We start from the raw sequence: 13,865 nt of genomic DNA on the forward strand, positions 1-13,865 counted from the left end.
TAATATCACCTAAGGTTATATATGTCAACACCTTTTTTTGATTTTTTTTAACTTTTTTTGATTTTTTTGAAATTAATTAGTTGAAATACAATATCTAGTGTTTTTGCAGCTGCAAAAACACTAGATATTTTTACACCTCATATACATTATTTTGTTATTTATAAGACTTTTTCTTAAATAACCGTAAAAATAATTTTTAATTTCATATTTTTTTCGTTACTAATACAAAACAGAACCTCGCTATAAGAAACAAAAATAGAAATAGAAATGCCGCAGACAAAATTGTCTGCGGCTATCTCCTGCCAAGCGGAGAAAGAGGGATTTGAACCCTCGCGCCGGTTGCCCGACCTACACCCTTAGCAGGGGCGCCTCTTCAGCCTCTTGAGTATTTCTCCATAATTGAAATATTTACTTTTGCGTTAAACGCAAGTTAAATTATATCAAAGCAGTTTTTAATTGTCAATAATATTTTTCAAAATATTTATCAAATATATTTGTAAAAAATCAATGACCAAAATTTCAGAAATCTGAATTACTCACGACAGTATTCTTTTATTGCAGTTTCATAAAGATTATTTCCTTCACTGTCAATTACTACAATTACAGGAAAATCTTCTACATAAAGCTTACGTATTGCCTCTGTACCCAAATCATCATATGCAATTACTTCTGATGATTTGATTCTTTGCGAAAGTAATGCTCCTGCACCACCTACAGCAGCAAAATATACAGCACCATTTCTTACAATTGCAGCTTTAACTGCATCAGTACGCTTTCCTTTTCCTATCATTCCTTTAAGTCCCAGATCAAGTAAATCCGGTGCATACTTATCCATTCTGCTCGCAGTTGTCGGACCTGCTGAACCGATTGGTCTGCCTTCTCTTGCCGGAGATGGTCCCATGTAATATATAATATTATTTTTCATATCTATAGGAAGTGGCTCTCCGGCTGCTAAAGCTTCTGCCATTCTTTTATGTGCGGCATCTCTTGCTGTATAAATAGTTCCTGTTATGTATACATAGTCACCGGCTCTGAGTTCTTTTGCGTCCTCATCACTTATTGGTGCTGTAATATGCTTATCCATTATTTCCTCTTTTCCGGCTAATAAGCCATAAAATATTTATTATGCAAACCGATTTTACAATACTCTTTTAACATGACGGTTTACATGACAGCATATATTTACTGCAACAGGAAGACCTGCTATATGTGTCGGATATGTTTCTATATTAACAGCAAGTGCTGTCTGTGTTCCTCCAAGTCCGCCGGGACCTATTCCCAGTTTATTGATTTTTTCAAGCATTTCGGATTCTAGATTCCTTATATATTCTTTGTCTGATTTTTCCTCAAGATTTCTTGTGAGTGCCTTTTTTGCAAGAATTGCACATTTTTCAAATGTACCACCGATTCCGACTCCGACTACCATAGGAGGACAGGCATTTGGACCTGCATCTTTTACTGCTGTAAGAATTGCATTTTTAACACCTTCAATTCCATCTGCGGGCTTTAACATGAATACACGGCTCATATTTTCACTTCCAAAACCTTTAGGTGCAACCGTTATCTCAACTTTATCTCCCGGAACTATCGAATAATGAATAACAGCAGGAGTATTGTCTTTTGTATTTTCTCTTATAAGAGGGTCACTGACAACAGATTTTCTAAGATATCCTTCAACATATCCTTCCCGTACGCCTTCGTTAATTGCATCGGTAATGTCTCCGCCTGTAAAATGCACTTCCTGACCGACATTTATAAAAATAACAGCCATTCCCGTATCCTGGCATATCGGTATCATATCAGATGCAGCGATGGAAAGATTTTCATTTAACTGATTTAAAACCTGCTTTCCAAGCGGTGATTCTTCCGAATCAACAGCATTCTTAAATACTTTTTTCATGTCTTCAGACAAAAAATGATTTGCCTCAATACACATTTCTTTGATATTTTTTGTAATCTCACTGACATTTACGTCCCTCATGTCACCCTCCTGTTTTTATGCGGATATTGTATACAAGCTCAAAACAGTAATATTTAATTCTGCTTCTCACAAAGTCCTGCAAAATCGAGAAATTTTTTCAATTCGATATTCCAGAACTTCCATTCGTGTCCGTAATTTTCCATTTCATCATAAGTATAATCGAAATAATCTTTATGTTCAAGAAAATAATCCCTGACTATATGATTCATGTCAAGCCATGGGTCAAGACTTCCGCATGCATGATAAATCTGTATCTTTGGAAGTTCTTTTTCTATAAATAAATCTGCTAGATATGTAAGTCCATATTCTGTTTTATGTAAATCGCCATCACCAAACAAACGTATTCTGTTGATTGATTTTTCGCTTCCATCGTTTAAAAATACGGCATCTGCTTTATCTCCAGCGGAAAATGCCCCGACTTTTGAAAATTTATCAGGATATTTTAATATTGTATGAAGACAGCCGTAACCTCCGTTTGAAAGTCCCGATACAAAATTCTTTTCGCGGTCTTTTGAAATGCAGTCAAACATATTCCATATTATTGAAGGAAGTTCTTTTGCAACATAACTTTCATATTTACCGCCGATATTCATATTTACAAAACATGATTCATTGACATTCGGAAGAACCGCGGCAAAATGACGTTTTTCAACCTCATCTACAAGGTCGGTATGATAAAGCCAGTCTGTGTGGTCTCCGCTTCCTCCGTGATAAAGCCATACACAGGCAAGTTTTTCGTTTTTTTGTATTTCATCCGGAAGAACTACAGTTACGTCCGTTCCAAAACGAAGCATCATAGAAAATAAATTAAGATTTATTACTGCCATTTTGAATCCTCCCCTGCAATACATTTTATAGTCTGTTCGATACACTTATCCCAATAATCCCACTCATGTCCTCCATCCTGCTCATACATTGAAACATTCAGTCCAGCCTCTTTCGCTTCTTTGTAAAAATCTTTGCTCATATGAAGTCTCGGATCCTGTAATCCACATGCAATAATAAATTTTGTAGGGTTATCCACAATTTTACTGTCATCTGTACCTTTTTTGTTGAAAAGAGAATATAAATCGAAATTATTGTCAATAAGTTCCTCACGCGTGCCAAAAACAGGATACATGTCTATTCCCTGCGGATTATCATATCTTTCGATAAGATTTAAAAGTCCCGAATACGAAAATGCCGTATTATACTGCTTTGGTCTTTTAAATGCCGCATAAAATGCACCGTATCCCCCCATTGACATTCCCGCTATATACCTGTCTTCAGGATTTCTGCTTATGTTAAACCATGTCTCACAATTGTTTATAAGTTCGTCTGCAATAAATGAAAAATAATCTTTTCCGTTTACATTATTAACATAAAATCTGTTATTTCCTGATGGCATGACAACCGCAATATCTTTACCTTCAACATAATCGGCAATACGTGTTTTTAGCGTCCAGCATGCATGGTCTCCGCCCGCTCCATGTAAAAGATATAATGTCTTATATCCACCGTGTCCCTGCGGCATCAAAACATCGAGCATAACAGGCATGTTAAGTGATTTTGATTTGAAATTTATTGTTAAATGTGACAATTAAAACACCTCCTGTATACATTTGAAAAATTTATTACAAAAGAAGCGGCAATATCACCGCTTCTTTTTAACTTGAATTTATTCGTTATTATCTTTTTCAGCTCTTTCTAAAAGCTCATCTATAGACGCATCTATCTCACTTTCAGGTTCTTTTTCACCTTCCGGTTGTGAGTCTGCTTCTGATACCACGGCAGATTTTTCCTGTGATTCTTCTTCAAATCCGTCAGCATCCTTGTCATTTTCATCTACAGGTTTTTTGCGTACTTTCGCTATTGTTGCAACTTTTACACCCTCATCAAGATTGATAAGTTTTACACCTGATGTTATACGTCCGAGATTTGATATGTCATCACATTTAATCTGGATTATTATTCCATCTGTTGTTATAAGCATAACTTCTCTTGTGTCATCAACTGCTTTGACACCTACAACATTTCCTGTCTTTTCGTTAATTTTATAACATTTAACTCCTTTACCGCCACGGTGCTGTACAACAAATTCATTAATGTCTGTACGTTTTCCAAGACCGTTTTCTGAAACAATAAGAAGTGAATCTCCCTGTTTATCAAGCTGCATGCCTACAACTTCATCTTCGTCAAGAAGATTCATACCTATTACACCCATAGCACTTCTGCCTGTAGGTCTTACATCTGTTTCTTTAAATCTGATGCACTGGCCAAGCTTTGTTACAAGGATTATATCACAGTCGCTGTCTGTAAGCTTAACTTCTATAAGCTCATCATCGTCACGCATACCGATTGCCTGAATTCCTGTTTTACGTATATTTGCAAACTCTTTAATTGGTGTCTTTTTAACGATACCTTTTCTTGTTGCCATAAACATATTGTCTTTATCGGCAATCTGCTTTACATCTATAGGAATTACAGCAGCAATTTTTTCGCCGGGCTGAAGCTGCAATAAGTTGATTATGGCTGTTCCTCTTGATGTTCTGCCAGATTCTGGAATTTCATATGCTTTTAACTTATATGCACGGCCTGTATTTGTGAAGAATGTAAGGATATGATGTGACGTTGTCATAAACAAATCCTGTATATAATCTTCATCAAGAGTCTGCATTCCTTTAATTCCTTTACCGCCTCTGTTCTGGCTCTTGAAGTTGTCAGGAGTCATTCTCTTAATATATCCAAGTGTTGTTCTTGCAATTACAACAGGCTCATCAGGAATTAAATCTTCCATCGACAAATCATATTCATCAAATCCGATTGATGTTCTTCTGTCATCACCGTATTTGTCCGCAATAAGAGAAATTTCCTGTTTGATTACTCCAAGAAGCTTTTTGTTATCTGCAAGAATCTCTTTGTATTCTGCTATTTTTGCAAGAAGATCTTTTAATTCTGCTTCAAGTTTTTCTCTTTCCAGACCTGTAAGAGCACGGAGACGCATGTCCACAATTGCCTGTGACTGTGCATCTGAAAGTGCAAACTCTGCCATGAGGCTTTCCTTTGCGATCTGCACATTCTGGGAACCTCTGATAATTGAGATTACTCTGTCAATATTATCAAGTGCAACCATCAAGCCCTCTAAAATGTGGGCTCTCTCTTCAGCCTTGTTTAAATCATATTTTGTTCTCCTGGTTACTACATCTTCCTGATGAAGAAGATAATATTTTAACATATCCAGAATATTTAAAATTTTTGGCTGGTTATCCACAAGTGCAAGCATTATTACGCCAAATGTATCCTGAAGCTGTGTATGCTTGTAGAGCTGATTTAAAATAATATTAGGATTTACGTCTCTCCTGAGTTCAATACAGATTCTCATACCCTGACGGTCTGACTCATCACGTAAATCTGTTATTCCGTCTATCTTTTTATCTCTTGCAAGCTCTGCTATTTTTTCAATAAGTCTTGCTTTGTTTACCATATACGGAAGTTCAGTTACAACAATTCTGTTTTTGCCGTTCTGCATAGGCTCAATATCAGTAACAGCACGCACTTTAATCTTGGCACGTCCGGTTCTGTAAGCCTCTTCAATTCCCATTTTTCCGATAATTGTACCACCTGTAGGAAAATCAGGTCCTTTAATTATCTCAAGAATTTCCTCTATAGTTGTATCTGCATCTTTTTCGATTTTGTTATCAATAATTTTTACAACTGCCGCAATTACCTCACGAAGATTGTGAGGAGGTATGTTAGTTGCCATACCAACGGCAATACCTGATGTACCATTTACTAAAAGATTAGGATATCTTGACGGAAGAACTGTAGGTTCTTTTTCTGTCTCATCAAAGTTTGGTACAAAATCCACTGTATTTTTGTTGATGTCAGCAGTCATTTCCATTGAGATTTTGCTGAGTCTCGCCTCTGTATATCTCATGGCTGCAGCTCCGTCTCCATCAACAGAACCAAAGTTTCCATGTCCGTCTACCAAAGGATAACGTGTATTGAAATCCTGTGCGAGTTTTACCAATGCCTCATAAATTGAAGAGTCACCATGTGGGTGGTATTTACCCATTGTATCACCGACAATACGGGCACATTTTCTGTGCGGTTTGTCAGGTCCGTTATTTAACTCTATCATTGAATATAAGATACGACGCTGAACCGGTTTCAGTCCGTCTCTTACATCAGGAAGTGCTCTTGATGCAATAACACTCATGGCATAGTCAATATAATAACTTTCCATGGTTTTTTGCATATCTACTTCATGTATTTTATCAAAGATATGTTCATCCATTATCTACCTCCATGCTGCAAATACATTTTATATATCAAGATTTTTAACGTACTTTGCATTTGCTTCAATAAACTCTCTTCTTGGTTCAACCTTGTCACCCATAAGTGTTGAAAATGTAACATCAACTTCTGACTCAAGGTCTTCATCCATATTTACACGCTTGAGAATTCTCTTCTCTGGGTCCATTGTTGTATCCCAGAGCTGTTCTGCATCCATCTCACCGAGACCTTTGTAACGCTGTACTTTGTTATTCTGGTCACGTCCAATTTCAAGCATTATCTGATTAAGTTCATCATCACTGTATGCATACCATACTTTTTTATTTTTTTCGATTTTATAAAGTGGCGGCATGGCAAGATAAACATGTCCCTGTTTAATAAGCTCAGGCATAAATCTGTAGAAAAATGTAAGAAGGAGTGTTGCAATATGTGCTCCATCTACATCGGCATCCGTCATAATTATAATTTTGTGGTATCTTAATTTGCTTATATCAAAATCTTCATGTATACCCGTTCCAAAAGCCGTAATCATCGCCTTTATTTCTTCATTTCCAAGAATTCTGTCAAGACGTGCTTTTTCTACATTGAGAATCTTGCCTCTAAGAGGAAGAATCGCCTGTGTTGCACGGCTTCTTGCTGTCTTTGCGGAACCTCCGGCTGAATCACCCTCAACGATAAAAATTTCACAATTTTTAGGGTCTTTATCTGAACAGTCTGCAAGTTTACCCGGAAGTGATGTACTTTCAAGTGCAGTCTTCCTTCTTGTCAAATCTCTTGCTTTTCTTGCTGCCTCCCTTGCACGCTGTGCAAGAACTGATTTTTCACAGATTGACTTGGCAACAGAAGGATTCTGCTCAAGGAAATATGTAAGCTGCTCACTTACAATGCTGTCAACGGCACCTCTTGCCACAGTATTTCCAAGCTTCTGCTTTGTCTGTCCTTCAAACTGAGGGTCTTCAATCTTTACACTTACTATACCTGTAAGTCCTTCTCGTATATCATCACCTGTAAGTGCAGGTTCACTGTCTTTTATTATTTTATTTTTTCTTGCATAATCATTGAATGTCTTTGTAAGTGCATTTCTAAAACCTGTAAGATGAGTACCACCTTCAGGAGTCTTGATATTATTTACAAATGAATCTATAACTTCATTGTATCCATCGTTATGCTGGAAAGCCACTTCTACCTGTACATTGTCTTTGACACCTTCACAATAAATAATGTTGTCATAAAGAGGCACTTTACTCTTGTTAAGATATTCAACGAATTCTCTAAGACCGCCTTCATAGTGGAATGTTCTTTCCTGCTCTATTCCCTCACGCTCGTCTTTTAAAATTATCTTGATACCTTTTGTAAGAAATGCCATCTCTCTTAAACGGTGTTTTAAAACATCAAATTCAAACACCTGTGTTTCCTGGAATATTTCTTTATCAGGTAAAAATGTTACTTTTGTTCCTGTATCATTTTCATCACAGTCACCTACAACTTTGAGAGGATAACATACTTTACCTCTCTCATATCTCTGATTGTATATATGACCGCCTCTTTTTACATAAACTTCCATCCATTCAGAAAGTGCGTTAACTACGGATGCACCTACGCCGTGAAGTCCGCCGGATACTTTGTATCCTCCGCCGCCAAACTTACCGCCTGCATGAAGGATTGTATACACAACTTCAATAGCCGGTTTTCCTGTCTTATGATTGATATCTACCGGAACACCTCGACCATTATCTACTACTGTTATTGAATTATCTTTATTGATTATTACCTGTATTGTATTGCAGTATCCTGCGAGTGCTTCATCAACTGCATTATCTACAATCTCATATACAAGATGATGAAGTCCTCTTGCAGATGTAGAACCGATATACATACCGGGTCTTTTTCTTACTGCTTCAAGTCCTTCAAGAACCTGAATCTGGTCACCACCATACTGCTGTTGTTCTGACACTTTTAAATCCTCCTTTTTATCTGTGTTCCATAGAACTTACTGTTCCATTTACGACTTTAAAAATTTTATTAATTGAAAATCTGTTATTTATGAATTCATCAAGGCCTGTGCATGTTATCATAGTCTGAATATTACCTATACTGTCCAGTAGAAAATTCTGTCTCCTGCTGTCAAGTTCTGATAAAACATCATCTAGAAACAGTACCGGCGTATCATGGATTATCTGCTTAACGAGCTCAATTTCCGCAAGCTTTAAAGACAGTGCTGCTGTTCTTTGCTGCCCCTGCGAACCATATTTTCTTACATCCATTCCATTAATCAAAAAACACATATCATCTTTATGTGGTCCAATATTGGTACATTTAAACTTCAAATCCCTGTCTCGAACCCGTACAAGTTCAGATTCAAAATCTTGTTCTTTTACACATGGTTCGTAGATTATTTCAAGCTGCTCCCTGTCTCCGGAAAGTTTTGTATGAATTGATTTTACAAGATCATTTATCTCTTTTACAAACTTTTCCCTGCTTTTTATGACATCATTACCATACTTTACAAGCTGCATATCCCATATATCAAGGGATGATATTATATCTTCCCTTCCCGAAAATGCATATTCTTTGAGCAGACTGTTTCTCTGATTAACGACTTTGTTATAATTTATAAGACAGTCAAGATATATTTTATCAAGCTGGCTTAATTCCATATCAATAAATCTTCTTCTTTCCGATGGACCATTTTTTATAATATTAAGGTCTTCCGGAGAGAAAAAAACTATATTAAGTATACCAAAAAGTTCAACCGCTCTTTTTATCGGAATTCCGTTGACAGCGATTCCTTTAGGTTTATTTTTTTTCAAGTGCATGTCTATGCGGTAATTCATGTCGTTTTTTTTGACATTTACTTTAATATGTGATTCATCATTATCAAATCTTATAATTTCGCGGTCTTTGCTGCCACGATGTGATTTTGAAGTCGCACATACATACATTGACTCGAGTATATTAGTCTTTCCCTGTGCATTATCGCCATATATAATATTTATTTTTTCATCAAAATTCATATTAAGATATTCATAATTTCTGTAATTTTGTAACTTCAGGGATTCAACTATCACTTTTACACCACACTATCGTTCTATCTTTATTTCCTCACCATTGTAAGAAATAATCTCTCCGCCGGTAAGCTTTTTTCCTCGCTGTGTTTCGACAGCACCATTTACTTTAACCTCTCCGTCCTGAATTACAATCTTGGCCTCAACACCGGACTCAACGAGTCCGGCTGCCTTAATTGCCTGACCAAGTTTTATAAAATCATCACGCAATTTTATTACCTGCATTTTTTCTCCAATCTTTATATACTTATTTTATAAATAGTTAATTAATAAAAATACTTATTTAAGCTGAAAAATTAACAGGAAGAATAAGATAAATATAATTTTCTTCTTTGTCACGTATAAAACATGGTGCCTTTGGATTTACAAGGTAAATGTCCACTGTCTCATCATCAATTACTCTTAAAGCATCAATTAAAAACTTTGGATTAAATCCAATCATGATATCCTTACCCTCTTTGTTGATGTCAATATCTTCATTGAGTGAACCAATTGCAGACTGTACCTTTACTTCAAGTGAACCATCTGTGATATTAATAATTATAGGTTTCTTATCTCCTTCACGGATAAGAAGGTTAGCTCTGTCAATAGAATCAAGAAATTCTTTCTTGTTAATTACAACTTTTGTTTCATAATCACTTGAAAGCATCTGGTTTATCTTAAAGTATTCCCCTTCAATAAGTCGTGATACAACCATTGTATTATCAAATTCAAAAAGAATATGATTATTAGTAAAATAAATATTTACAACCGACTCTGCATCTGATGAAAGTATTTTGCTTATTTCATTAAGTGTCTTACCCGGTACAACAACTTTAACATCATCTGCATTGCCTGATAAATTAATATTTCTTATTGCAATTCTATGTCCGTCAAGACCTACAACCTTGAGTACATTATCTTTTACTTCAAATAATTCACCTGTCATCATCTTATTATTATCATTAGGTGATGTACAGAAAATTGTCTGATTGATAGTTTCTTTTAATGTGAACTGAGAAAGACTTATACTCTTTTCTTTGATAATTACAGGAAGATATGAAAAATCGTCTCCTGATTTTCCGGCAATGTTGAATTTACTCTTTTCACATGTAATTGTTGAAGTATAATTATCATCCGTCTCTATAGTGATATCATTGTCCGGAAGCTTTCTTACGATTTCAGAAAAAATCTTAGCATCTATTGCAACTTTACCTTTCTCAATAATTTCGCCTTCTACGATAGTTTCAATACCGAGTTCCATATCGTTGGCTGTAAATTTGATTTCATTTGTCGAAGCATCGATAAGGATACATTCCAATATAGACATTGTAGTTCTTGTTGGAACTGCTTTCATAACAATACCGACTGCTTTGTTTAAGCTGCTCTTTGTAAAGATTAATTTCATAATGTGTAAAACTCCTTTCATGATATGTCAACAAAATCGAATGGCATATATATATAAATATTAATCAGTCGTCGTAGTAGTAGGGGCTGTTAATAAGTTAATAAGTGGTTGTAAGCCTTGAAATTACTGGGTTAAAGCGTTGGCATAACCCTGTTGAATCCGCTTGATTCTGGTGTGAAATGCGTATGGATAACTTTTTTGACAAAAAAATCAAAAAATAAAAATAAACGGTTATCCACGGCTTTAAACAACGTATAACACGATATCAACAACTTATTCAGTGGATAATGTGAATAAGTTATAAGACATTAAGAAGGATTAATCTTCTTTATAAGAATGTCAATTGTTGATTTTGTATTTTCATCACTTATAACCATCTTGTTAATCTTGTCAGCACCGTGAAGAATAGTTGTATGGTCACGGTTGCCGAATGCTTTGCCGAGAGACTGTACTGTATTAGTAGTCATCTGACGGCAGAGATACATTGCAATCTGTCTTGGATATACAATATCGGCAGAACGCTTCTGTGAGAGAATATCTTCTGATTTAATATTGAAGTGTTCTGCTACTATATCGATAATAAGCTCAGGTGTAATCTCTCTTCTTGAATCAGGAGAAATTAAATCCTTTAATGCTTCTTCAGCAAATTCTACAGTTATAGGATTAGATGAGAGTTTTGCAAAAGCTGAAAGTTTTGTTAAAGCTCCTTCAAGTTCCCTGATACTTGATTTGATATGCGTTGCAACATAATCCTTTACTTCATAAGGAATATCATATCCGCCAAGTTCGGCTTTCTTATTAAGAATCGCCATCTTGGTTTCATATGTAGGTATCTGTATATCTACAGGCAGCCCCATCTCAAAACGAGTACGCAGACGTTCACTGAGTGTCTCCATTTCTTTAGGAGGACGATCAGAAGATATTACAATCTGCTTTCTGTCCTGATAAAGTGCATTAAAAGTATGGAAGAATTCTTCCTGAGTAGATTCCTTACCTATAATAAACTGGATATCATCGATAAGAAGAACGTCAATGTTTCTGTACTTTTCACGGAATTCAGAGTTCTTCTGGTTCTTTACGGAATCAATCAGCTCATTGGTAAATGTCTCTGATGTTACATATAAAACTTTAAGTTCAGGCTTAGTCTTGATAATAAAATGTGCAATAGCCTGCATAAGGTGAGTCTTTCCAAGTCCAACACCACCATAGATAAAAAGCGGGTTGTAAACTTCACCGGGAGTCTCGGCAACAGCTAAAGATGCGGCATGTGCAAGATTATTATTATTACCGATGACAAAAGTTTCAAATGTATAATTAGGATTAAGATTCTGTATATTATTATTTTTGGATGCGGAAGTATCTTTTTGCTTCTGCTTCTTATCAATCTTTTCCTTATCAATAGAAGACATGAGTGTTACATCATATTCCCTGCCCATAATTTCAGCGATTGTAAGAGTGATGGCTGCAAGATACTTTCTTTCTATATAGCCAACACGCATATTGTAGCTTAATCCCTTGCCGTCACCATCGTTATTATTTTCAGGAATTAAAAGAGTAATTTTGTCGCCTACAACTGAATATACTTGAATAGGCTTTATCCACGTTCTGAAAGACATATCTGTAATGTCGTAATCTTCTTTGAGGGTCTGTATTATAAGATCCCACTTTTGTTTTAATTCTTCCATAATTATATAGTACACCTTTCGGTTTATTAAAATGTAAAGTTATTCTAATATATAATATACCAAAACGAGGTTTTAATCAAGGTATCAAAGATATGACTGAGTGTGTAAAATTAAAATCACAATCAGGGATAATTAATGTGAATTGATGTGGAAGAAACTATATGTTGTGTATGACGTAAAACTGACATTATAATAGGAAGAAACATTTTTAAAGATAAGAGATGTGGATTGATTTTCCACACAATACATGTCGAAAATAGGCGGTTTTTGAGTATAAAAGTGGAAAACAGGCATAATTATCAACAGTTATCCACGAATTATACACATTTTGTGGATAACTTGTTGAAATAGTGGTATTAAATGTTAATTAAAGTGAATAAAAAATTATTTTGCAAAATAATTTTTTTTGCTTGACTTAGTGACATTTTCTTAATATAATAAATGCTGATGTTTTAATATTAGACTTGATATAATATTCCTGCCACATAAAACAGGATTATAATATAACCCATATTATTGTGGTATAAGAAGGAGGTGCGTTTACAATGAAGATGACATTTCAGCCAAAGACAAGACAGAGATCTAAGGTTCATGGTTTCAGAGCAAGAATGAGTACTCCAGGCGGAAGAAAAGTTTTAGCAGCAAGAAGAGCTAAGGGTAGAAAAAGACTTTCAGCTTAATTAATTTTAATTTTTCGACAGACGGGTGCCAATATTTTATGGGCGTTCGTCTGTCTTTTTTTACGCAGGGCATAAAGCCGGATTATTTGTCTATATGAGAATCTGGTGAATGTCCCATATTTGATAATTATCGAGAGGCATGAGTATTGATATGAAGTATAGTAATTTTGAAACATTGAAGAAAAACAGTGATTTTAAAAAAGTATATAATAAGAAGATTTCGTATGCGAATAAGTATCTTGTTATGTATATTTTAGAGAATGGAACGGATACATTAAGACTTGGAGTATCTGTGAGTAAAAAGGTCGGGAACAGTATCGTCCGGCACAGACTTGCGAGACTTATACGTGAAGCATTTCGTCTTAATAATGATAATGTAAAGCGTGGTCTTGATATTGTCGTTGTGGCAAGAGCGGGTCTGAAAGAAAAAGGTTATAAAGAAACTGAAAGTGCAATGCTTCATCTTATGAAGCATCTTGATATAATTACAGACCCAAAAGAGGAAAATAATGATTAAAAAGTTATTATTAAAGCTGATATGGTTTTATCAACATGCTATATCTCCTTATAAAGGAAGAAGCTACTGTAATTATTACCCGACATGTTCAGAGTATGCAAAAGAGGCAGTTACTGAATATGGTGCATTTAAGGGTGGATTTATGGCATTAAAAAGAATATTAAGATGTAATCCGTTTGTTAAAGGAGGGTATGATCCTGTTCCGGTAAAAGGGGCAGTGAATGTAAAAAAGATAACTAAATAGCCTTTGACATATGGATTATTGTTTGGAGGAA

13 protein-coding genes and 1 tRNA gene are annotated in these 13,865 nt (G+C 35.3%); 3 read left to right on the top strand and 11 right to left on the bottom strand.

All coding sequences use genetic code 11. The annotated features are described in order from the left end of the window. Positions 1-307 precede the first annotated feature (307 nt). From WMO38_RS11605 to dnaA, 11 genes are all read right to left on the bottom strand, one after another. Positions 308-395 (bottom strand) — tRNA-Ser (locus tag WMO38_RS11605). A gap of 137 nt (positions 396-532) precedes the next feature. Beyond that, a complete protein-coding gene (locus tag WMO38_RS11610) occupies positions 533-1,084 on the bottom strand; it encodes a Fe-S-containing hydro-lyase (RefSeq protein WP_186837470.1) in 552 nt (183 codons plus the stop codon). A gap of 54 nt (positions 1,085-1,138) precedes the next feature. After that, positions 1,139-1,981 (bottom strand): fumarate hydratase, encoded by an 843-nt coding sequence (locus WMO38_RS11615; RefSeq protein ID WP_349162815.1) that lies wholly within the window; start codon positions 1,979-1,981, stop codon positions 1,139-1,141. 53 nt (positions 1,982-2,034) lie between these two features. Then, on the bottom strand, positions 2,035-2,808 hold the full coding sequence (locus tag WMO38_RS11620; RefSeq protein WP_349162816.1) for an alpha/beta hydrolase: 774 nt from the start codon (positions 2,806-2,808) through the stop codon (positions 2,035-2,037). Then, a complete protein-coding gene (locus tag WMO38_RS11625; RefSeq protein WP_349162818.1) occupies positions 2,799-3,560 on the bottom strand; it encodes an alpha/beta hydrolase in 762 nt (253 codons plus the stop codon). The genes WMO38_RS11620 and WMO38_RS11625 overlap by 10 nt, the downstream gene beginning before the upstream one ends. Before the next feature lie 78 nt (positions 3,561-3,638). Then, complete coding sequence (gene gyrA, locus WMO38_RS11630) at positions 3,639-6,257, bottom strand: DNA gyrase subunit A (protein ID WP_349162820.1); 2,619 nt, start codon at positions 6,255-6,257, stop codon at positions 3,639-3,641. 27 nt (positions 6,258-6,284) lie between these two features. Beyond that, the gene (gene gyrB / locus WMO38_RS11635; RefSeq protein ID WP_349162822.1) at positions 6,285-8,210 is read right to left on the bottom strand and encodes a DNA topoisomerase (ATP-hydrolyzing) subunit B; all 1,926 of its coding nucleotides are present in this window, start codon (positions 8,208-8,210) and stop codon (positions 6,285-6,287) included. Positions 8,211-8,226: 16 nt separating this feature from the next. Then, complete coding sequence (gene recF / locus WMO38_RS11640; protein WP_186837473.1) at positions 8,227-9,324, bottom strand: DNA replication/repair protein RecF; 1,098 nt, start codon at positions 9,322-9,324, stop codon at positions 8,227-8,229. A 12-nt stretch (positions 9,325-9,336) separates the two neighbouring features. Next, positions 9,337-9,546 (bottom strand): RNA-binding S4 domain-containing protein, encoded by a 210-nt coding sequence (locus tag WMO38_RS11645; protein ID WP_186837474.1) that lies wholly within the window; start codon positions 9,544-9,546, stop codon positions 9,337-9,339. Between the two features lie 58 nt (positions 9,547-9,604). Then, entirely contained in the window at positions 9,605-10,708 is a 1,104-nt protein-coding gene (gene dnaN, locus WMO38_RS11650; protein WP_021865627.1) for a DNA polymerase III subunit beta, read from the bottom strand. Between the two features lie 308 nt (positions 10,709-11,016). Beyond that, entirely contained in the window at positions 11,017-12,396 is a 1,380-nt protein-coding gene (dnaA, locus tag WMO38_RS11655; RefSeq protein ID WP_186837483.1) for a chromosomal replication initiator protein DnaA, read from the bottom strand. Positions 12,397-12,938: 542 nt separating this feature from the next. On the opposite strand from dnaA, the gene rpmH reads away from it, so the two are divergent. The 3 genes from rpmH to yidD all read left to right on the top strand — a co-directional run bounded on the left by rpmH (position 12,939) and on the right by yidD (position 13,834). Beyond that, complete coding sequence (gene rpmH, locus WMO38_RS11660; protein ID WP_021865625.1) at positions 12,939-13,073, top strand: 50S ribosomal protein L34; 135 nt, start codon at positions 12,939-12,941, stop codon at positions 13,071-13,073. 151 nt (positions 13,074-13,224) lie between these two features. After that, positions 13,225-13,590: a ribonuclease P protein component gene (rnpA, locus tag WMO38_RS11665; RefSeq protein WP_186837475.1), complete on the top strand. Its 366-nt coding sequence runs from the start codon at positions 13,225-13,227 to the stop codon at positions 13,588-13,590. After that, a complete protein-coding gene (gene yidD, locus WMO38_RS11670; RefSeq protein WP_021865623.1) occupies positions 13,583-13,834 on the top strand; it encodes a membrane protein insertion efficiency factor YidD in 252 nt (83 codons plus the stop codon). Before rnpA ends, yidD begins: the two co-directional genes overlap by 8 nt. Positions 13,835-13,865: the final 31 nt, after the last annotated feature.

It is taken from the genome of Lachnospira hominis (ex Hitch et al. 2025), from assembly GCF_040096395.1.
GTDB lineage: Bacteria > Bacillota > Clostridia > Lachnospirales > Lachnospiraceae > Lachnospira > Lachnospira hominis.